The organism is Peribacillus sp. NPDC056705 (assembly GCF_043656335.1).
On sequence record NZ_JBHTYI010000006.1, the window covers coordinates 34303 to 56924 of the forward strand.

The 22622-nt window shown below is 40.1% G+C and carries 18 protein-coding genes; 4 read left to right on the plus strand and 14 right to left on the minus strand.

Annotation, left to right across the window (positions count from 1 at the left end; translation table 11 throughout):
* Positions 1 to 12: 12 nt before the first annotated feature.
* From ACFRAK_RS10085 to ACFRAK_RS10100, 4 genes are read right to left on the minus strand one after another with little or no spacing between them, the layout of a single operon-like run.
* Positions 13 to 1701: an ABC transporter permease gene (locus ACFRAK_RS10085; protein ID WP_387602007.1), complete on the minus strand. Its 1689-nt coding sequence runs from the start codon at positions 1699 to 1701 to the stop codon at positions 13 to 15.
* Positions 1698 to 2810 carry an ABC transporter ATP-binding protein gene (locus tag ACFRAK_RS10090; protein WP_387602004.1) on the minus strand — a complete coding sequence of 371 codons (1113 nt, stop codon included), beginning with the start codon at positions 2808 to 2810 and terminating at the stop codon, positions 1698 to 1700. Before ACFRAK_RS10090 ends, ACFRAK_RS10085 begins: the two co-directional genes overlap by 4 nt.
* A gap of 15 nt (positions 2811 to 2825) precedes the next feature.
* Positions 2826 to 3917: an extracellular solute-binding protein gene (locus tag ACFRAK_RS10095; protein ID WP_387704367.1), complete on the minus strand. Its 1092-nt coding sequence runs from the start codon at positions 3915 to 3917 to the stop codon at positions 2826 to 2828.
* Positions 3917 to 5143 (minus strand): ROK family transcriptional regulator, encoded by a 1227-nt coding sequence (locus tag ACFRAK_RS10100; protein WP_387601998.1) that lies wholly within the window; start codon positions 5141 to 5143, stop codon positions 3917 to 3919. Before ACFRAK_RS10100 ends, ACFRAK_RS10095 begins: the two co-directional genes overlap by 1 nt.
* Before the next feature lie 254 nt (positions 5144 to 5397).
* On the opposite strand from ACFRAK_RS10100, the gene ACFRAK_RS10105 reads away from it, so the two are divergent.
* A complete protein-coding gene (locus ACFRAK_RS10105; RefSeq protein WP_394571696.1) occupies positions 5398 to 7905 on the plus strand; it encodes an NEW3 domain-containing protein in 2508 nt (835 codons plus the stop codon).
* Positions 7906 to 8133: 228 nt separating this feature from the next.
* Here the strand turns inward: ACFRAK_RS10105 and ACFRAK_RS10110 are convergent, their stop codons facing one another.
* The 3 genes from ACFRAK_RS10110 to ACFRAK_RS10120 all read right to left on the minus strand — a co-directional run bounded on the left by ACFRAK_RS10110 (position 8134) and on the right by ACFRAK_RS10120 (position 10350).
* A complete protein-coding gene (locus ACFRAK_RS10110) occupies positions 8134 to 8868 on the minus strand; it encodes an amino acid ABC transporter ATP-binding protein (RefSeq protein WP_311202579.1) in 735 nt (244 codons plus the stop codon).
* Positions 8865 to 9509, minus strand: coding sequence for an amino acid ABC transporter permease (locus tag ACFRAK_RS10115; protein ID WP_076370951.1), 645 nt, complete (start codon positions 9507 to 9509; stop codon positions 8865 to 8867). The genes ACFRAK_RS10110 and ACFRAK_RS10115 overlap by 4 nt, the downstream gene beginning before the upstream one ends.
* Before the next feature lie 64 nt (positions 9510 to 9573).
* Positions 9574 to 10350 (minus strand): transporter substrate-binding domain-containing protein, encoded by a 777-nt coding sequence (locus tag ACFRAK_RS10120; protein WP_387601993.1) that lies wholly within the window; start codon positions 10348 to 10350, stop codon positions 9574 to 9576.
* A gap of 408 nt (positions 10351 to 10758) precedes the next feature.
* On the opposite strand from ACFRAK_RS10120, the gene ACFRAK_RS10125 reads away from it, so the two are divergent.
* Complete coding sequence (locus ACFRAK_RS10125; protein WP_387601990.1) at positions 10759 to 11811, plus strand: ion channel; 1053 nt, start codon at positions 10759 to 10761, stop codon at positions 11809 to 11811.
* Positions 11812 to 12137: 326 nt separating this feature from the next.
* On the opposite strand, the gene ACFRAK_RS10130 is transcribed toward ACFRAK_RS10125, so the two are convergent.
* The 6 genes from ACFRAK_RS10130 to ACFRAK_RS10155 form a co-directional block, all read right to left on the minus strand.
* On the minus strand, positions 12138 to 13643 hold the full coding sequence (locus tag ACFRAK_RS10130; RefSeq protein WP_387601988.1) for a malate:quinone oxidoreductase: 1506 nt from the start codon (positions 13641 to 13643) through the stop codon (positions 12138 to 12140).
* Positions 13644 to 14241: 598 nt separating this feature from the next.
* A complete protein-coding gene (gene coaA, locus ACFRAK_RS10135; protein WP_387601985.1) occupies positions 14242 to 15162 on the minus strand; it encodes a type I pantothenate kinase in 921 nt (306 codons plus the stop codon).
* 177 nt (positions 15163 to 15339) lie between these two features.
* Entirely contained in the window at positions 15340 to 15633 is a 294-nt protein-coding gene (locus tag ACFRAK_RS10140; protein ID WP_076370928.1) for an RNA polymerase alpha subunit C-terminal domain-containing protein, read from the minus strand.
* A gap of 353 nt (positions 15634 to 15986) precedes the next feature.
* Complete coding sequence (locus ACFRAK_RS10145; protein WP_394571697.1) at positions 15987 to 17384, minus strand: amino acid permease; 1398 nt, start codon at positions 17382 to 17384, stop codon at positions 15987 to 15989.
* 325 nt (positions 17385 to 17709) lie between these two features.
* The gene (locus ACFRAK_RS10150) at positions 17710 to 18669 is read right to left on the minus strand and encodes an L-threonine 3-dehydrogenase (RefSeq protein ID WP_192207782.1); all 960 of its coding nucleotides are present in this window, start codon (positions 18667 to 18669) and stop codon (positions 17710 to 17712) included.
* A 44-nt stretch (positions 18670 to 18713) separates the two neighbouring features.
* Positions 18714 to 19904 (minus strand): glycine C-acetyltransferase, encoded by a 1191-nt coding sequence (locus tag ACFRAK_RS10155; RefSeq protein WP_387601981.1) that lies wholly within the window; start codon positions 19902 to 19904, stop codon positions 18714 to 18716.
* 364 nt (positions 19905 to 20268) lie between these two features.
* Between ACFRAK_RS10155 and ACFRAK_RS10160 the strand changes: the two genes are divergently transcribed.
* On the plus strand, positions 20269 to 20400 hold the full coding sequence (locus tag ACFRAK_RS10160; RefSeq protein ID WP_258832873.1) for a hypothetical protein: 132 nt from the start codon (positions 20269 to 20271) through the stop codon (positions 20398 to 20400).
* 288 nt (positions 20401 to 20688) lie between these two features.
* On the opposite strand, the gene ACFRAK_RS10165 is transcribed toward ACFRAK_RS10160, so the two are convergent.
* The gene (locus ACFRAK_RS10165) at positions 20689 to 21474 is read right to left on the minus strand and encodes an SDR family oxidoreductase (RefSeq protein WP_387704372.1); all 786 of its coding nucleotides are present in this window, start codon (positions 21472 to 21474) and stop codon (positions 20689 to 20691) included.
* Between the two features lie 205 nt (positions 21475 to 21679).
* Between ACFRAK_RS10165 and ACFRAK_RS10170 the strand changes: the two genes are divergently transcribed.
* Entirely contained in the window at positions 21680 to 22579 is a 900-nt protein-coding gene (locus ACFRAK_RS10170; protein ID WP_387601979.1) for a 3-hydroxyacyl-CoA dehydrogenase, read from the plus strand.
* Positions 22580 to 22622: the final 43 nt, after the last annotated feature.

Sequence of the window (22622 nt, forward strand, 5' to 3'; positions counted from 1 at the left end):
AAACCTCCAAATTTATAAAGCTTTTTCCGCTTTGATTCCAAAAAACTTGTTCGAGATAAAGAGAACGATTACAATCAGCGTGATTTGAATCATCCCATAGGCAGCTGCCTGCCCCATATTGAACATTCGAAGCTGATTCATGATTTCAATGGATATGGGCCTGTTTGAAATAGTGTACAACAGGACCGAGGTCGGGAATTCCCCCACAGATTCGATAAATGCCAATAATGTCCCTGATAAAACGCCAGGCATAATAATCGGAAAAATGACCTTTCTGAAGGTATAAAACCACTTTGCCCCCAAATTTCTGGCCGCTTCTTCAATCGAATCATCAAGCTGCTCCAGAACGGCGTTAGTCGAGCGGACAACGAGTGGAATATGTCTGACGAAATAGGCAAGAGGCAAAATCCAAAATGTTCCTACCAATATTTGACCGAAAGAAAAAACGCTAGGTTCATTGAATGCGAATATCAAGTTCATCCCTATGACCGTTGCAGGCAACGCCCAAGGAATCATGACCAGAATATCGACAAAGCTTTTCCCGACGAATTTCCTTTTGACAAGCACATAGGACGCTATGACCCCAAACACCAGATTTGCCAACGTTGCCATAACCGCCATCAGTAAGCTATTTCGTAACGGTTTGAAGATATTAGGATCTTCAAACAAAAGCCTGTAATTTTCCACATTAAATACTGTTGGATACGTTTGAAATGTCCAGGTTCCATCCGGCACAAGTGAAAGCAAAAGAATCGTAAAGTGCGGTAATAGCAAAATAATTACGCCAATGATGCCCGTTACGACCATCACCCATTTCATAATCGGGCTCTTCACTTCGCTCCTGTGTGCCCCAATCCCTTTCGAAGCCATGCGATAATCTTTCCTATTCTGATACCAACGCATGAATAATAGAAATGAAATCGAAACGATGGATAGAATGACGGATTGAGTAGCGGCAATTTCCATATCACCATTTATTTTTGAAAAATAAATTTGCAGGCTCAACACCCTGTATCCGCCAGCCAATAAAAACGGGGCACTGAATGAAGCCATTGATATCATGAAAACAAGCAAAGCAGCGGCAACGATGGCAGGTGTCAATAATGGAAATGTCACCTTCCAAAAAACCTTGAATTTATTAGCTCCTAAGTTATAAGCAGCTTCTTCAAGTGATGGATCTATTTTATTGATTGCAGCGGATACGGTCATATAAAAATAGACATACATCGTATAGGCATGCACGATAAGGATTCCCGAAACCCCGCCAATTTTAAATGGAACTTTATCGAGACCAAACAGGTCCTTGATGGCGTTCGGAATCAATCCCGATTCTCCATATAAAAACATAAAAGCCATGACCCCTACCAATGATGGAAGGACAATCGGCAAAATCGCTGCCGATGAAAAGAAGCTTCTGCCGGGAAAATCATAACGGTTAAAGATAAATGCGAGCGGAATGCCAATCAAGGCACTGACCAATACACTCAATAAGGATATATAAACGGAATTCCATAGCGCCTCTAGGTTCGTTTTCGATTCCTGCACGAAGAAGTCCTGATAATTTCCAAGGGATATCGTTCCGTCTTTTTGCAGACTTTCGATAAAGGTCCTCAACGATGGGTAGAGAACATACGCTACGAGCACCATAACAACTGGTATAAGGAGCAAAATCGTCAATCTCGTATCACGATTTTTAATCATGGGGCATCACCGCTTATGATAGGGATAAGACGCAGCTGTTTCTCAGGAAGCTGGACATACACTTCCTTTCCTTGATGAAAGTATCCAAAATCCTGAGTGTTGAATACGTCAACCCTTAGTAACACATCTTGAACATCCACCATGACATTCACAACAGATCCAAAGAATTGGACGGAATTTATTTTACCTTTAAAGATATTCGTTCCTTCTTCGGCTGCATCCAGAATTCTGATTGCTTCAGGACGAATCGAAACAGCAAGATCAGCATCAGTCTGTACGATTGAAATTCCTTCCCAAGCTTGATTTTCTACATTCAATTTAATCGGTTGTTCACTATTTTTAAGCGCAACCTCTATATTCTCTTGTTGAACGTTTTCGACCTGAACGGGCAATAGATTAATCTCGCCTATAAAACTCGCCACAAAGTCATTGGCCGGCTGATTATAAATTTCTGCCGGCGTCCCGACCTGGTGACATACACCATAATTGAACACAGCGATCCGATCACTCATGGATAATGCCTCGGCCTGATCATGTGTGACATAAATGGTGGTAATCTTATAATCACGCTGCAGCCTTAAGATTTCCACTCTCATTTCATCACGAAGCTTGGCGTCCAGATTACTTAATGGCTCATCCAGCAGTAATATTTCCGGTTCAATGACCAGTGCTCTCGCAAGGGCCACCCGCTGCTGCTGCCCTCCGCTTAACTGGCTCACTTGCCGATTCGAGTAGCTCTCTAGCCTGACCTTTTGGAGGGCATCCAGCACTCTCCTCTTTAAGTCAGCAGAAGAAACTTTTCTTACACGCAAGCCAAACGCTACATTATCAAAAACAGTCATGTGGGGAAAGAGGGCATAGTTTTGAAAAACCATGCCAGTATTTCTTTTCTCCGGAGGTACACGCGTCATATCTTTGTCGCCAAATCGGACGACACCTTTTGTCGGATAATAAAAACCGGCAATCATCCGAAGCGTTGTCGTTTTCCCGCAGCCACTTGGACCAAGAAAGGTAAAAAACTCCCCTTCTTTTATTTCCAGATTTAAATGGTCGACAGCTATCGTTTTCCCGAAGGCTTTTTGGACATTCTCTATTTTTATTGACGCCATCCCAACGACACTTCCTTATTCTTTAATTTCTTTATCTCCACTTTTAATATTTTCGTCCCAATATTTCATCCACTCGTCACCTTTTTCTTCGAATGCATCCCAATCAATATCCATCGCTTTAATTTCTGTTTCCGTGATCCATTCAGGTAAATCCTTCACATCATTTCTGGTCGGAATTCTGTAAAATTCATCCGCTAGAATTTTTGCGGCTTCCGGTGAATTCACAAACTCATAAAAGGCTTCTGCCGCTTTTGGGTGCTTGGCACCTTCAACGATGGCGATACCTTCTGTCAAAACTGGCGTTCCGCTTTCTGGAATGACAAATTCAAACGGATAATTTTTATTTTCCTTAAGCATGACAACATCCGGCATTGCCCAAACGGAAAGTGAGCCCTCTCCTTTGGCCACCTTGTTATACATCATTTCCGGGTTTGCTGAATATTCCTTTGTGTTTTGGTCGAGCTTCTTTAACCAGTCATACCCTTCTTTTGGATCATTAGTATCCTTATACGTACGATAGATCATCGCAGAAAAGATTGTCCTCATCGTTCCGGAGGCTAACGGATAGCGAATGATGATTTCGTCTTTCCACTTTGGATCAAGCAGCTCATCCCAATCTTTCGGCACCTCGTCTTTTGATAGTTCTTTGCTGTTATACATGATGACTTCCGGCGTCTGGCTCGTTCCCGTCCAATACCATTCCGGATCGTGGAATCCTTCATCGAGACTATCGGAATAGCTAGGCTTATAAGCAGCCAGCAGCCCATCACTCTTTGCTTGATTGAAGTTCGTGGAAGGTGCCCCCCACCAAACATCTGCCTGCGGATTGCTTTTCTCTGATCGAACGCGGTCAAGGATTTCCTGAGACCCCATATCAAGCCACTCAACATCAATACCATACTCATCTTCGAACTGTTTTTCGAATTTTGATAAAATATCTTTGCCATGCGGTGAATAAACAACGATCTTATCTTCCAGCTCACCTTTTTTTCCCTTGGCACCGCCAGCTTCCGAATTCGTTTTCGTATCTGCACCGTTACATCCCGAAATCAATAGTGCAGCCGATAAGACCATTACTGAAACAAGCGACTTTTTCTTATTTTTCATTAATACTCCCCCTCTTCACGAAAATTCAAAATGCCATCATGTTCCCTTAAGAAAAGGGAAACCGCTCCAAGTACTCCTGCGTTTTCTCCCAGTTGTGAAGTTTTCATTTCTACTAAACTAGGAAGATACCGATCAACGATTTCCCGAATTCTAGGTAAAATGTATTCAGATGAATTTAAAACACCACCTCCTAAAATAATCACCTCTGGATTTAGTAAACTGGCCGCATTGACTATGCCGCAGGCCAAATGCTCGATGGCTTCATTTATGACGGCAATGGCTGTCGCGTCTCCTTTTTTTGCTGACAAAAAGGCATCCTCCCCCGATAGTTCGGAAGATTTGGCCCGTTCGAATAAAGAATGCTGAGGATCCTTGAGAACCTCCCTTGTATAATGACTGCCAATCGACTTTCCTCCTGCGACACTTTCCAAATAGCCGTATCTATGGAAAACCGGCTTGAATTCACGCTTCATATCCTCTTTGTCCGTTACCATATATCCCATTTCCCCAGCTGCACTGGAAGCTCCTCTGTATAACTGGTTATTCAAGATGATGCCGCTTCCTATCCCCGTACCAACCGCAATGAACAGTAAATTCCGCTTATTTTGGGCATTGCCCAGCCATTGTTCACCTAGCGCAGCCGCGTTTACATCATTGTCTAGAAATATGGGGAAATCAAAATACCGTTTCGCTTCGGCTATGAACGGATATTGTACCCAGCCTAAACTCGGTGCCTCTATTACCAATCCGCTTGCCGTTTGCGTTATACCAGGAATCCCGACTCCCATCCCCAATACCCTGCCTTTCGTAATCTGATTCTTTGCAATTAACCGTTCCGTTTCAATCGCCATTTGTTTAAGAAGCCCTGATTGTAAATAGGTGTTAGTTGAAAAGCTAGTGTCGGCAAGGATGTTGCCGCTTAAATCACTTAAAATGATTTTCACTTTCGTCCCACCTATATCGACCCCAATGATATAGGAAGCCTTTTCATTAAAAAAGAGCTGGATAGGCCTTCTCCCGCCTTGAGAAGAGGATTCTCCTATTCCTTTCTCGAATACCCATTTCTCCTGTATAAGTTCATCCACAGCCAGAGAAACAGTTGGTTTACTTAGCTGAAGCTTAACGGCGATTTCAGCTCTTGAAATGGGCGAACATTCCTGGATGCATTGAATGATTCTTTTTTTATTGACATATTTCTGATGACTGGTTGATCTTTTAAAACTCATCACATCACGGCCTTACATCATTTAGTTAGTAAATCTTCCTAATTAAGTAAAAATATAACTTAAAAAAATCCAGCACACAAGTTTTTTCTGAACTTTTAGAATGTTTAATTTTTAATAGTTACTTCGCATCATTTACATTTATAACCATCAATGTTATTTATTAGATAAGTTTTTTTCGTCTGGGTTAGTTAGAAAATATTACTAACCTACATTTTTTTAGGTGTTTTACAAAATTGAAGGGGGTTAAAAGAATAATGAAAAAAGCTCTATTATCGTTGCTTTCCCTTTTGTTGGTCCTTGCCTTATTGCCGCTTGGAGGTAGAGCTGCAAATCCTGAGGAAACCAACGTTGAGTTATGGAATGCGGTCAAGCCGCTCGAGACAACCGTGACATTCTTGAACAGCGGTGCACATCCGGATGATGAACGCAGTGATTTTCTCGCTTATTTATCGAGAGGGTTAGGGGTTAAGACATCCAGCCTGATTGCAAACCGTGGTGAAGGAGGACAAAATGAAATTGGGGATGAACTGGACAATGCTCTTGGGATCATCCGTTCAAGGGAAATGATAGAAGCTGCAAAAATCACCGGGGTCAAGGCCTATCATTTAAGTGAAACTACCTCAGATCCCATTTATGATTTCGGTTTCTCTAAAACACCAGAGGAAACATTGGAAAAGTGGGGTGAGGAACTCACCTATGAAAGGCTAATCCGCTTTATTCGGACGTATCAGCCGGATATATTGATGCCATCCTTTCAAAATGATGATACCCAGCATGGACATCACCGAACAATGACAATCTTAAGTGAACGTGCCTTTAAGGATGCCGCCGACCCAACCGTGTTTCCACAACAATTGAAACAAGGTCTCTCAGTATGGCAGGTGAAAAAGTTATATTTACCCGTTTCCTCGGCAGATCAAGCAACCACTTCAATTGAAATTGGTAAATTTGACCCGATTTACAATATGACTTACCCTCAGCTTGGAGAACAATCACGCTATCTGCATAAAAGCCAAGGCATGGGTTCTGATATTCCTGCAGCACCTCGCCAGATCCATCTGGATTTGAAGCAAAGCGCCGTTGATACAAAAAAACAGTCTGACCTTTTTGCAGGTGTACCTTACAATTTTACTGAATGGGCCGAAAAACTCCCTCGCCAAGCCTCAAAATTGAAAGGTGAATTTAAATACCTGCAACGGAATTTGGACGCCGTCATTGCGGCTTATCCAAATGAAAAACGTGTTTTTTCAACATCCCAAAATGCTCTCTCCAATGTTCGTTCAATTACTGCGCAAGTCAAAAAGGCAAAGCTAAGCCCTGCCATTAAGAACGACTTGCTTCATAAGCTCTTATTAAAAGAAGAGCAATTGCAAAACGTCAGTTATGTCTCTTCAGGACTCGAAGTTCAAGCTAACGCGGCTTCAAAGATCCTTACGAAAGGCCAAAGAACGAATGTTACCGTTACCGTGAAGAATAAAGGGAAACAAACTTTAAAAAAAGTCACTGCTGCTTTGAACGTGCCTAAAGGCTGGAAGACCAAAACAAAAGCTAAAGATGTCAATCTGGCACCAAATAAATCAGCGACAATGACCTACCTGGTCGAGGTCCCAGAAGATGCAGCCTATTACCATGCCTATGATCACTCAACCATTACAACAAGCATTTCATATAAATACGGCAGCACAAAAACGGCCATCAAGGAAGAATTGGACGGAACGATCGCTGTCCTTCCCGACGTTGGCCTTACCCTATCTCCTGAAGATATAGTCGTAAATACAGCAGATGTAAAAGAAGAAGTCCCAGTGACCGTAACCTTGAAAAACTACACAGAAGGAAAAACATCAGCTAAGGTCGCTTTAAAAGTTCCTGAAAATTGGGGAGTTCATCCCCAAAATGCCACTGTATCATTTAATGAAAAATCAGAGGAAAAACAAGTGAAGTTCACTCTCAGACCGCCTAAGGCAATCCAAAATGGTGAATATCAGGTTAAGGCAGCTGCTACTGTCAATGGGAAAACCTTCGATTCGACCATTCAGGAAATTTCCTATAACCATATCGGAACATTCTATTACCAATACCCAGCAGCTATCGACACCGTTGCATTTGAGCTTTTGCAGCCAGCTTCATTAAAAGTGGGGTACATTGAAAGTGGATTCGATAAAGTGGCAGATTATTTGAGCAATGCAGGCCTGAACATTACGAAGTTAACTGCAGCCGATTTAGCTAAAGGTGATTTAAGTCAATATGATACGATCGTTACAGGCATCCGTGCTTATCTATCAAGGGAAGATTTAAAGGCAAATAACGCACGCTTACTTGAATATGTGGAAAACGGCGGTCATCTCGTCGTTCAATACCATAAACCGGGTGATGGATGGGATGCCCTGAAGACAGCTCCATATCCCCTTACCCTCGGGAATCCTTCCATTCGCTGGCGGGTAACCGATGAAAATGCCAAGGTAAACGTCTTGAAACCAGAATCTACTCTCTTTAACTATCCAAATAAAATAACAAGTGATGACTGGAGCAATTGGGTCCAAGAAAGAGGATTGTATTTCCCAATGGAATGGGATGAACGGTTTGAAACATTCATTTCCATGGCCGATCCAAATGAAGAACCGTTTGATGGCGGAATCCTCATGACTAAATACGGCAAAGGAACCTACCTCTACACCAACCTTGTCCTATATAGGCAAATTCAAAGCCAGGTACCAGGCGGATATCGAATCATGACGAACTTAATTAGTTACGGTGCCAAGTAAATAAAAAAAAACCTATGCATGCGGCGAATGCATAGGTTTTTTTTGATGCTTGCCCGATGATTTAATAAACATGCCTGACTGACTCCTGCTCTAAAAAACAAAAAAGTCATGCACAAAGATAAGGAAAAGGCTGATGCGTTTGGGTTGCCCCTCATTTCCCGCATTCCTTTCCCACACTTCATGCACAATTTCATTCATGATGTACCATGGTCTTTAACGGTCATCCCATTAAAGCACTTTGCTCAAGAATGCTTTCGTTCTTTCGTGCTGAGGGTTACCGAATAATTCATTCGGCTCATTTTCTTCCACGATATACCCTCCATCCATGAATATGACCCGGTCCCCGACTTCCCGGGCAAAGCCCATTTCATGCGTAACGACGACCATTGTCATGCCTTCCTGGGCAAGTTGTTTCATTACCTCCAAAACATCGCCGACCATTTCAGGGTCAAGGGCCGAAGTCGGTTCATCAAATAGCATGATCTTCGGATTCATCGCCAATGCCCTTGCGATGGCGACCCGCTGTTTTTGTCCGCCGGAAAGTTCCCCTGGGTAGCTATTTGCTTTTTCCTTAAGACCAACCTTATCCAATAACTCAAGCGCCAACCTTCCTGCTTCCGCTTTCTCGGTGGCACGAATTTTAATAGGGCCCAATGTTATGTTCTCAAGGACGGTTTTATGGGGAAATAAATTGAAATGTTGAAAAACCATTCCAACTTCTTGCCGGACTTTGTTTATATTGATTTTCCTTTTAGGATCGGTTATATCATGTCCGTTAATGACCACCTCACCGCCCGTAACTTCCTCAAGGAGATTCAGGCAACGCAGGAATGTACTCTTTCCAGATCCAGAAGGGCCTATTACGCAAATTACTTCCTTTTCCTGCACTTCTGCATTAATATCTTTTAAAACCTCGACAGTTCCAAATGATTTTCTCAGGTTTTTTACAGTAATGATGCTCATCGAACTTGTACCCTCCTTTCTATGAAATTAGCAATTAGGGTTAACAAATAGATGATGATAAAGTAAATCACACCAACGGCCAGCCAAATCTTGAATGCTTCAAAGGTTGCCGAAGCTTGAATCTGACCTTGCTGGGTTAAATCGGCTATACCAATGACGGATAATAGCGAAGTGTCTTTCAAGCTGATGATCGATTGGTTCGTAATCGTAGGCAGCATCCTTCTAAAGGCTTGCGGCAGCACGACATACCTCATTGTTTGAGTACCCGTGAACCCGATCGATCTTGCGGCTTCCGTTTGTCCTTTATCGATGGATTGTATCCCCGCCCTTATTATTTCAGCAAAATATGCCCCTGCATTGATGGCAACGGTAATTATTCCAGCTGTTGTACTGTCCAAAGAAATCAAATTCAGTGAATTCACACCAAAATAGATAAAGAACAACTGCACGATGAACGGTGTCCCTCGTATCGCATCCACATAAACCTTTGCAATCCAGTTCAAGATCTTGATGGGGGCAAGTCGCAGCAAAGCGACCAGTAAACCAATCAAAAAACCTAGGATAATGGCAATCACAAAGATATAAAGTGTCACCTGAAGTCCTTTTAATAAAATTGGCAATGCCGCAACAATTATATCCATTTCTTTCACCCCTTTAAAAAAGAAAGCGCGCCATAAGCGCGCCTACCGAGCTTTACTCTATTGTTTATTCACCAAGATACGTTTTAATAATTTCATCATACGTGCCGTCTTTTTTCAGATTGGCCAGACCATCATTTATTTTCTTCAATAAATCCTTGTTCTGCCCCTTCAATACAGCAATTCCATATTGGTCACCATTCAAACGGTCACCTACGATTTTCAGCCCAAGATCTTTTTGGGCGATGGCATAGGAGATAACCGGGTAATCTTCTATAAGAGCATCCGCATTACCGTTGGCCACTTCCTGGAACATCGCTGGACTATCATTGAATTGAACTACTTTAATTCCTAGTTCCGTAGCATTATCCTGTGCATATTTAGCACCTGTTGTCCCTTTTTTGACTGCAATGGTTTTTCCTTTAAGGTCTTTAACAGTTTTAGTGCTTGTATTATCTTTTTTAACAACTATTGTTAATCCTGCATCAAAATACGGTGTTGAGAAATCCACTACCTTTTTTCTTTCCTCTGTAATGCTCATGCCCGCAATGGCCACATCAAGCTGATTGGCTTGCATAGCCGGAATGATTCCGCCAAAATCCATCGGAGACAATTTGATTTTAAAATCCTGGTCTTTCGCGATTGCATTGATCAATTCTATATCAATACCTTTATATTCGTTCCCCTCTTTAAATTCAAAAGGAGGATAAGTCGTATCCACACCAATTTTATATACCTTTTCAGGTTCCTTTTCCTCACCTGCACTTTTTTCTTCATTGGTTCCACAAGCCGAGATAAAGATAGTTAGAATAAAAAACATACTCAATAAACCAAGTTTCTTCATTCAAATCACTCCAATTCTTAGATTATACGTGATAATAAATAATTCTCCCTATAATATAGCATAAGAATAAAGTATTATAATATGAATTTTTAGAATATACATTATTTTCTTTAAATAATTTTTATGGATGTTTACCCCAATATTATTTCAGTGAATGAAAATCAAAAAAGTATATGGAAACCTTCACTTTAAAAATAGCCGACATGCCATCGATACCTGTAAAACAAGACCATTAGAGGGCGGTCATATTCTAGTTTTTGAGCGTTCAAATGTTAATTGATTTGTTTTTTTCTTATGTAACTAAAGGGGGATTTCTTATTAGGGATGACAAACTTACGTTTAATTAATTGTTAAATTGGGGAATTATAAAATTTAATTGATGATGACTTGAAGACTAGGATGGGTATGATGAGGATTACGGTAAAAAAAATAATATATTACCTGATTAAATTAAGAGGTAGAATCTTTATTCCATTTGCCATTTTATACATATTGGTTGCTGCGTATGTTGCTTATTCTATAGAGCCACAGACGTTCGAGTCATATTTAACCTCAGTTTACTGGGTTCTTACAACGCTTGCTACGGTTGGCTTTGGAGACTATGCGCCGGTCACCGACCTTGGAAAAGCATTCACCATTGGTCTTTACATCACGGGTATCGGGCTTGTTAGTCTTTTCATTGGAAAAATCATTAAATCTGTATATCTTATCGAAAAACGTAAAGTTGGTGGAAAAATGAAATATACAGGTAAAAATCATATCATTCTAATTGGATGGAGTGATAAGTCAAAAGCAGCACTCCAAGAAATTTTTAAATCTGATGAAACCATTGATATTGTAATCATTGATAACTTGGAAAAAGCCCCCATGTTGGAGGAGCGTCTGTTTTATGTTCGCGGTGATGCTACCGATGAAGAAACATTATTCCGTGCAAATCTGCCTAGAGCAAAAGGCGTTATCATTTTTGCTGACCAAATAACACAAGATAATTATGCTACAAAAGACCCGTTACTCGTCGATGGAAAGACATTATTGGTCGCCACTGCCATAACGGCCATTGAGGAAAAAACGAGTACATCCATTCATGTCACCGCCGAAGTGATCAATCAAAAGCATATTCGTTTATTCGAGCGTGTACAGGTGGATGAGTTTATTCCTACACAAGAAATGATCTCCCACGCCGCAGTACGGTCATTATTTTCTCATGGAGTCATCCATATGTATTCTGAACTTATGAGCAAAAAGTATGAAGAAACCATGTATGAGATTTCTAAACAAGAAGAATGGCGAACCTATCGTGATGCGTTCATAGATCTTCTTAATAAAGGAGCCACACTGGTAGCAGATCGCGGTGATCTTAACATAAACCAAAAATTAGATGAACGAATTCCTGACGATGCACAGCTTTTCGTCATTTGTGATAAAGAGACCATTTCCCAAATAAATTCAGATAAACATTAGAAGCGCTTGTACAATTTGGACGTTGATTGGAACGAAGGGCATTTCCCCTAGACGCGCTTTTCTAAGCATGAGTCTCGAACACCCGCTCCAATCAACTTAGTTTTAACCTTTAGATAGAACCCTTTTGCCTACAAACTGAGGGTTGCAATTAATGCATCCCAAAAGATTTCGCATAAAAAAATGTAGACAAACTCAATTTTCATCGAGTTTGTCTACAAGTAAGCACCATTAATTGAGTAAGCTTCAAGACAAAAAAGAACCTTCAATCAAAGATCGATTAAAGGTTCTGTTGTTTTTAATTTCAATGTTGCTTCCACATCCAAAAATTAACTATAAACTAGCTCTTTTTTTTTGCTCAGACCAAGAGTCTCTGAAGTTGAAGTTTGAATATTGTGCAGAAGCTCTGGATTTTGCATGAGTGATTCTCCATAAGAAGGAATCATTTCTTTAATTTTCGGTTCCCACTCTTTCATACGTTGCGGGAAACATTTATTAATTACCTCAAGCATAACGTGAACAGCAGTTGAAGCACCAGGAGATGCACCTAGCAATGCTGCAATCGAGCCATCGGATGCACTGACAACTTCCGTACCAAATTGAAGTGTACCTTTGCCGCCTTCAGCAGTATCCTTGATGACTTGTACACGTTGGCCAGCTACTACTAAATCCCAATCCTCGCTCTTAGCGTTCGGGATGAATTCCCGTAACTCTTCCATGCGCTGTTCTTTCGATAACATAACCTGCTGGATCAGGTATTTTGTCAATGGCATTTCTTTTGCTCCTGCCGCCAACATAGTTAAAACATTATTCGGTTTTACGGAAGTTATTAAATCGAACATTGAACCTGTTTTTAGGAACTTCGGTGAGAAGCCCGCAAATGGTCCAAATAGCAACGATTTTTTATTGTCGATAAAACGTGTATCAAGATGCGGAACAGACATTGGCGGTGCGCCAACTTTAGCCTTTCCGTATACTTTTCCATGATGCTGCTCAACAACTTCAGGATTATTACATACCATGAAGTATCCGCTTACTGGGAATCCGCCGATATGTTTCCCTTCAGGAATACCGGATTTTTGCAGTAAATGCAAGCTTCCGCCCCCGCCTCCGATAAAGACGAATTTAGCATTATGGCGTTCTACGCTGCCAGTATCGACATTACGCACTTTTAATTCCCATGAGCCATCGCTGGCACGTTTAACATTATCAACACTATGTTTATATTTGATATCGACGTTTTTAGTCTTTAGATGGTCAAACAACATGCGTGTTAAAGCACCAAAGTTAACGTCTGTACCGTAATCAATTTTTGTTGCCGCTATAGAATCATTCGATGGACGGTCTTGCATAATAAGTGGAATCCATTCCATCAGTTTTGCTGGGTCATCGGAATACTCCATACCTTGGAACAGAGGATTTTTTGACAGTGCTTCAAAACGTTTCTTTAAGAACGCTACATTTTTATCCCCTTGTACCATACTCATATGAGGCAATGGCATGATAAAGTCTTGCGGATTATCAATCAGCTTACAGTTTACAAGATACGACCAAAACTGCAATGAAACTTGGAACTGTTCATTAATTTTAATTGCTTTGCTAATATCTATAGATCCGTCAGATTTTTCGGATGTATAGTTAAGCTCGCACAGTGCAGAATGTCCCGTACCCGCATTATTCCATTCGTTAGAGCTTTCTTCTCCTGCGTTTGCAAGCTTCTCAAATACTTTGATTTCCCATTCCGGTGCTAACTCTTTCAGTAATGATCCCAAAGTCGCGCTCATGACTCCGCCGCCAATTAAGATAACGTCTGTTTGTTTCTGTATGTTGCTCATTATAACCTTCCTTATCCCCTATATTTGCAAAAAAGATGTAGGCGCTCCTGTTTAGGTGTAACCAAAAGCCAGGCATGAACTAGGAACACACCTTTTCTGTCTCCTTATAACTATATCATAATCTATTATCATTATTTCATAGATTAAAATATTCTACTATTACTTTTTTTGTTAGAAAATTGATTTTGTGAAGAAATTAGCTTAAACTTATCCGCCATGATAGTCGAAGAAAAAGATTTCTTCAGCAACTTCCCTTTATTGAAGGAAGAAACTGTTAGCGAAATAATATTGACACATCAGAAAAAGTAACGGAAATACACATTTATTGACAATATCGGAAGTGGAATTAGAAGTTTCTGTAACCATTTCCCGAAAAAATAATGCCCTTCCTGAAATTGCCAAACTACTACCTTTTTAACTTGGATCATAAATTTCACCCAATAATTAGATATTATAACAATACCAATAATTACTGATAATTAAACCAATATTAGGTACGGTCATTGAAAATATTCCTAATTTTAAGACTTATTGCATAGTCCCTTATAAATGAAATTTTATCCTTTATTGTTATTATAAGAAAACATTATTTAAGTTATCATTTTCGCAAATAGATATTTTCAGCTTTGTGATCTGGGCCTTTTGTTAAAACGAGTTTTGCCCGTCCTTTTGTCGGCAGTATATTTTCATGTAAATTTTTCAAATTAATTTCTTCCCAAATTTGGGTCGCTTGTTTAATGGCTTGTTCTTTAGACAAGTCAATATAACGATGAAAATAGGATTCGGGACTTTGAAACGCGGTCTTTTGAAGTAATAGGAACCTTTCAACATACCACCGCTCTATGTCATTTGCGTCTGCATCTACATAAAGTGAGAAATCAAAAAAGTCACTGACGAATACTTGATTTTCCTTATCAACTTGAAGAACATTAATACCTTCCACTATTAAAATATCCGGATTACAGATAGTCTGCACTTCATTTGGCAAAATGTCATACTTCAAATGTGAGTAGATTGGAACTTCCACTTTATTTTTTCCTGCTTTTACATCCCCGATTAGGTTAATTAATTTTTGCGTATCATAACTTTCAGGAAACCCTTTTCTTTTCATCAGTCCTTTTTCTTCTAATAGATCATTGGGGTACAAAAAACCGTCGGTAGTGACCAGACCTACGTTTCTATGATTATCCCATCTAGATAATAAGGTCTGAAGTAACCTTGCTGTCGTACTCTTTCCTACAGCAACACTCCCTGCAATTCCAATGATATAAGGTACTTTTTTAACATCAGTTTTTAGAAAGGAAGAAGTGGCTGTATTAAGCTGCTGAGATGCTTCAACATATAAATTGATTAAACGAGTCAAGGGCAAGTAGACCTCTTCTACTTCCTGAATGGATATTTCTTCATTAATTCCTTTTAAGTTATCCAATTCTTCTTCAGTTAAAGGAAGAGGGGTATGGTTTCGCAAAGATGCCCACTTTTTTCGATTGAATTCATAATAGGGAGTATAGGAACTCATGATTTTTCGTTACCTCACTTTTTAGAGTTACTATCAGTTTAACAAGGATGATGACCATAAAAAAGATGTTCCTGATCCCTTATTTACATAAAGACCCTATGACTTGATGAAAGAAATTGAATGTATGGAACCAGCAGGCATAAAGGGCGTTCCTGCATGATTAAACATTCTAGGTGGTTAATCTTTGAATGATAACCCACCTGTCTCCAGAGCATCCCTAAGTTTAGGTAAAGAAGCTGGTCCCATACCGTGAAACTTCAAAATCTCTTTTTCACTATATGTTGATAGCTGATGTAAAGAGGTTACCCCATTGTTTTCCAATGCGCGTCTGGCTGGTGCCGAAAGCAACGAAAGAAATCCGGTGTCAGGTTTGCGTTCTTGTTCACATACAGGGCAGGTCGGACAGTCGCTGGATTTATAGTATTTGTGACCCTTTTCGCAAGTCCTCAAATTCTTTTTTGAAGTGGTCATTGTCAATGTCTCCTTTTCTGATGATTTTTAACATTCTATCTTAAGAAGTAATCACATCGCAGTTAACTTACGCTAAACTTTGGCGGAAACGTACACTGACCCCAATCACCATAGCCCAGAAAGCTGTTAATTAAACAAGGGGCTCAACAAGAACCTTACTTACTGTTTTCAGTTGCTTCTCGGGATATCCAAGGTCACACTATACACCTCATATATCCAACAAGCAATATCTATGGCACAACTTTCATCTTCAACTATCATTTTATCATCTCTTGTTAACTAAGCTGCCCTTTAGTTTCATTGGAAAAGGGCTGCCGAAGCAACCCTTTGCAAAACCCAAAGTGAATGATGGATTAACCCACTTTATCTTCCTTCTGAGCCATTGTCTGAGCATCGGCTTGTACACGCTTGCCTATTCCAAAAGCGAAATAACTAATTGCAACGATAGCCAGAAAACCTATTCCGACCATTAGTGATATACGTGTGTCATCATTAAACCACATACCGATTAATACCATGATCAAGAAAGCGATGGTCAGGTAGTTTGTAACAGGTGCAAAAGGCATTTTGAATGGATGATTGTGCATTTCAGCTTTTTTAATCTTCCTGAATTGGATTTGGCTGATCAGAATGACAAACCAAGGAATCATACTAGGAAGTACACTCGCACTATATACATGCACAAATAAATTTTCTGGTGCAATATAACTTAAAACAACCCCAATTGCTAATCCGACTATCACTCCGAACGTACCGAATAAAGGTACACCGCTATTAGATACTTTCGCAAAGAATTTTGGCGCTTGGCCATTCATCCCTAATGTGTAAAGCATGCGTCCTGCACTGTAAATACCACTATTGCAGCCTGACATAGCAGCCGTAATTACGACAAAATTAATGATTCCAGCTGCTGCGGTGATACCAACTTTCGCAAAAGTAGCAACAAATGGACTGCCAATCGCACTTAATTGATCCCAAGGGTAAACGGTTACAATAATGAAAATCGCACCGATATAGAAAATTAAAATACGCCAAATGGTACTTTGAATCGCTTTGGTTATCGTTTCTTGAGGATTTTTTGCTTCACCAGCCGTAATCCCGATTAATTCTACACCTTGATAAGCGGCAACCACCAGTGAGAGAGCAAAGAAGAAGCCCTTCCAACCACCTGTAAATAAACCACCATGTTCCCAAAGATTCGATAATCCTAAGGCTTCCCCTCCATTACCGATTCCAAAGAAAATAAGTCCAAATCCTGCAACGATCATTAATATGATCGTTACGATTTTAATCAGTGCAAACCAAAATTCAATTTCCCCAAAGGATTTAACTGAAATTAAGTTCGCTGCTCCAAGAATCAACATTGCGATTAAACCTGGAATCCAACCCGGGAGATCAGGGTACCAGTACTGCATGTACGTCCCCACTGCAATAATTTCTGCCATCCCGACAATAACCCACTGGAACCAGTTACTCCATGCAGTCATATACCCTGCCAATGGATGAATGTACTTATAACCAAATGTTGCAAATGAACCTGTACTTGGCTCTAAATACAACATTTCCCCCATTGCACGCATGATTAAGAATATAAATATCCCAGAGATCGCATAAGCTAACATCACTGACGGACCTGTCCATTGAATCGTGCTGGCTGAACCCATAAATAAGCCGACACCAATCGTTCCGCCCAAAGCGATCATCTGAATATGACGACTTTTCAAGTCCCTATTCAAATCTTTGTTTGCCATTCCATTTCCCCCTACACTACTAATAGTCGAAATTTAATGCAAGATGCTTAATACACTCCCTATTTAGTATAGAAATGATATAGCAGGCTCCACTTTTTTGAATCTTTCTTAAAGCTGCCTCATAAAATCATTCTTCACTCTTAATTGACAGTTAGAAAGATTACTATCAAATTTCATGTATATCTTAATTATGTTCAAGGTGTGATAGAAAGCGCTTACTTTTTATCGTTTATAACAGCCCACCCCTTAAGCGTTAAAATTCCTCTGTATAAAATAACTCGAATAAAAGAGTATTGCAACTCTTTTATTCGGCAGGCAGGTTAATTCATGCTGTTACTAAAAGGGACTTTAATCTCAGCTTCAATAACATATCATTCGTCATTTTCTCTAAATCATATTCCGCCTTGAATCCCCACTCTTCCTTTGCACAAGTTGAATCTATTGTATTCGGCCAACTATCAGCAATGGATTGTCTTACAGGATCGACCTCATAATTCATGATAAATTCCGGAATATGCCTTTTAATCTCGGCAGCAATTTGCTCCGGATCAAAGCTCATGGCTGACACATTGAAAGAATTGCGATGTTTTAATTTTGAGGCATCTGCCTCCATTAGATTAATGATGGCAGCTAAAGCATCAGGCATATACATCATATCCATATACGTTCCCTTATCAATGTAAGAAGTATATCGCTTATTTTTAATCGCTTCATAGTAAATTTCAACTGCATAGTCGGTAGTTCCACCGCCAGGAGGTGTGACATACGAAATCAGTCCCGGGAATCGAAGCCCCCTCGTATCAACCCCAAATTTATGATGATAATAATCACATAATAACTCTCCGGATACTTTATTCACCCCGTACATCGTATTCGGCCGTTGAATGATGTCTTGCGGTGTCCAATCTTTAGGAGTGGTTGGGCCAAACGCACCAATCGAACTAGGTGTGAATAATTGGCAATCGAGTTCCCGTGCCGATTCCAAAGCATTGACCAATCCGCCCATGTTTAAATGCCAAGCTAAAAGAGGTTTCTTTTCAGCTGTTGCTGACAATAAAGCGGCTAAATGTATAATTGTATCCACTTCATGTTTTTTTGCCATGTTAAACATCGCTTTTTCATCTGTAACATCTAAAATCTCAAATGGACCTGATAGGGCAACATCGCTGTCCGTTTTTCGAATATCTGTTGCAATGATATTGTCAGCTCCATAAATCTCTCTCATTTTCAGCGTAAGTTCTGAACCAATTTGACCTAAAGCCCCCGTTACCAGTACCTTTTTCATCAAAAATCCCTCCCTATGTTTTAAACTCTGAAACAAGCAATCTCTTATATGATCGACATCTCTTTTCCCACTTTTTCATAAATGGCTATTGCACGGTCCAGCATCTCTTTTGTATGAGCAGCAGTAGGCATATTCCTCACTCTTCCTGTACCCTTTGGAACGGTAGGGAATACGATGGATTTAGCATACACACCTTCTTCATTCAGCCTCTTGCTGAATTGCTGCGTTTTTGCTTCATCCCCTATGATGCAAGGCGTAATCGGTGTTTCGCTCTCCCCGATATCAAACCCTAATTCCTTTAGGCCTTTTTTCAAGTAATCGCTGTTTTCCCACAGCTTATTTTGAAGTTCTGAGCTACTCATCAAAATCTCGATGGCTTCTATACTAGCTGCAACTGCTCCCGGTGTGGCAGCCGTTGAAAATAAAAATGGACGGCTTCTCACCTTTAACCAATCAATCAAATCTTTCTTTCCTGCTACATAGCCTCCAACAACACCAATGGCTTTGGATAATGTTCCAATTTGGAAATCCACTTTATCCGATAACCCAAAATGTTTTACCGTTCCCGCACCATTACCCAATACACCCGATCCATGTGCATCATCAACATACGTGATTAAGTCAAACTCTTCTGCAATTTCCACAATTTCAGGAAGCTTGGCAATATCCCCGTCCATCGAGAAAACTCCATCAGTAATGATCATGACTTTGTTATACAATCCGGACTCCTTTGCTTGGCGTGCTTTTGTCCGTAAATCGTCCATGTCGGAATGGATAAAGGGAATAATTTTCGCCTTGGATAATCGACATCCATCAATGATTGAAGCATGATTCAGTTCATCTGAAAGAATGGCATCATGTTTATCCATCACTCCTGAAATCGCTGCCATATTACAGTTAAATCCAGATTGATAAGCAATGGCGGCTTCTGTATGTTTAAATTCTGCAAGCTTTTCTTCTAATTTGACGTGAATATCCAATGTTCCGTTAATTGTACGTACGGCTCCGGCTCCGACACCATATGTTTTCGTCGCTTCTATGCAAGCCTCTATTAATCGTCGATCTGTTGCTAATCCTAAATAGTTATTCGATGATAAATTAATTAACTTCCTGCCTGCAATGGTGATTACCGGACCGTTTGGACCTTCCACCGGATCAATTACGTTGTATAGTCCCTTTTCTTTTAAATCTTCCAAATTTTCTTTCAAAAATTGATTTAATACTTCACTTGACATTTAATATACCCCCTCATTGATGGCTGGAATAAATGTAGAATATTTTACCCCTATTTAAAAAACATTGTATTTATTTCCTTTTTTCTGAAAATACATGTGTCTTCTCCAAAAACACACACAAGATCAACCTAAATCCCTTTATACTAAGAGTTATAACAATCATAATAATAGATAATTTTAACGTTGTCCATATTGTGCGGACAAAAAAATCGGATTTTTTGTAGTTTTACAATAAACATCCGCTTAAAATGCGCTTATATCAACGGAAATACGAGGTGAAAATCCTCATCAATTTTCAATGTGAACGATGTTTTATCTTCTGTTTTTTGGAGACATTAACAAATAACCACTAAGGAGGGATATAGTGAAAACAGAAGATGAAAAAACCTCAGAAGGCCTAAATGAGATTTTTGAGATTATCAATGCAAAAGGTGACATTGGGGAACTAAAAGAAATCGTCCAAAAACCTGATGAACAAACAAATGAAGACAAGTAAACTAAGGGGATTAATCATCCTCTTTTTTTGTCTGTTTTACATTGTACTAATGGACCCTTAAGTCCATTACAACAATAAAAAAGAGCTGTTGATCAGCTCGGATACAATTAAGTCTCACTTAGAGAGATCAAAAAAACAAAAAGCCATGCAAAAGAATGGGAGAAAGAGAATAAGAATAAGGATTTTCCCTATTTCTTTTCCTTTGTCCACAATTCATGCACAACTTACAAATTACCCCTCTAACGCACTGCTCCTAGGACAGTAGTGCTCCATAACCTTCAGGCTAAATCAGATTTCCATATCCCACCTTTCCTTTTCGGTCTCCTTCATCTGTTTTTCCGTTTTCTCGGGATGGACCGTTCGGAATTTATGGTGGTCAGCCGGGATGATTTCGATCATCTTCTCTATCATGTCATCCGGATCGAATTGGTTCTTTAATCCCTTTTCTTGCTTTTTCATATCCTCTGCCCTTGTAAAATTCTTTTCTTCATCGAACCATTTCCATTTTTCCTCAGCTGCCCTGTCGTTAAAACCGGTATTGTAGGCACCCGGATTGATGGTCGCAACCTGCACCCCAAACTCCTCCAGCTCATCCTTCAAGGTTAATGCCATTCCCTCGATGGCATGTTTGGTTGCTGCATACGGACCTCCGTATGGTGTCGTGATGGTCCCAGCCATTGAACTTAAGAACACGATTTTCCCTTTTCCTTTTTTGATCAGCTTTCTTGCAGCAAACTGAACGGATTCAAGTGTAGCAAAAACATTTACTTCGAAGATTGCCCTGAATCGGTCCATCGGCATTTCTCCGAGCGGTCCTCCTTCATTGATCGCCGCATTTGCAACAAATACATCAAAATCATGATTATCAATTCTTGCTCGATCACGTTCATTTGCAATATTCAATTTGAAGACTTCCATATCCAAGCCCCGTTCCTGCGCCTCCCTCATAAGATCCGTTTTCTGGGAAGTGATTTCCGTTGTGGCGATTACACGGTGCCCCTGCTTTGCTAACCCGAGTGCAGCTCCTCTTCCAAGCCCGCTGCCCGCTCCAGTAATGAAAATTGTTTTGGCCATCTTTCATTCCTCCTATCATGCTTCTCTATGTTTCTTCTTCCCATAAACGAATGATATAAACCACTAAAAACGGTCTGCCTATATGCGTGTTTATCCGTTCTTTTAAAGGGAAAAAAACTATATCAAGTTTATTCCTGCATCTATTTTCAAGATAAGTGAAATAATTAACAAGAAGAGATATTTAAAGAAATAAAGGAGAATGGCTGTGAATTATAAAAACATCACGATTGCCGGCAGCGGCGTTTTAGGAAGTCAGATCGCATTTCAAACCGCATTCAAAGGGCTCAACGTGTCAGTATATGATATCAATGATGAAGCATTAGAACGTGCAAAAGATAGGATCATTAATTTGAAGCCATACTATAAAGAAGACATAGGCGCTACTGAGAAAGATCTTAATACTGCTTATGCCCGCATATCTTTCCACAGTAATTTATCTGTGGCAGTTGCCGAAGCTGACCTTGTGATCGAAGCGATTCCAGAAGTGGTTCAAATCAAAACGGATTTTTACACGGAGTTAGGAAAAGTTGCTCCTGAAAAAACAATTTTCGCCACGAACTCTTCTACATTATTACCAAGCCAATTTGCCGAAGCGACAGGCCGTCCAAAAAAATTCCTGGCTTTACACTTCGCTAATGAAATCTGGAAAAACAATACCGCAGAAATCATGAAACATCCAGGAACGGATAATGAAGTGTTCGATGAAGTGATTGAATTTGCCAAAGCGATTGGAATGGTTCCTCTGCCTTTACATAAAGAGCAGCCAGGCTATATTTTGAATTCCTTATTGGTTCCTCTTTTGGATGCTGCCCAAATGCTCTTATTAAAAGGAGTGGCTGATACGGAAACCATCGATAAAACGTGGATGGTCGCAACAGGAGCACCGCTTGGACCTTTCGCCATTTTAGATGTGGTAGGAATCAATACCGCTTATAATATTTCACTTGCAAAAGCGAAAGCGACAGGTGATCCAGAGTTTGAAAAGCTGGCTAACTTATTGAAAACAGAGTATATCGATAAAGGGAAAATCGGAAGAGAAGCAGGAGAAGGCTTCTATAATTATCCCAACCCCCATTTCGCAAAACCAGACTTTTTAAGAGGTTAATCAATTTGTATGAATGTGCAGAAGGTGTCTAAGGGATGCCTTC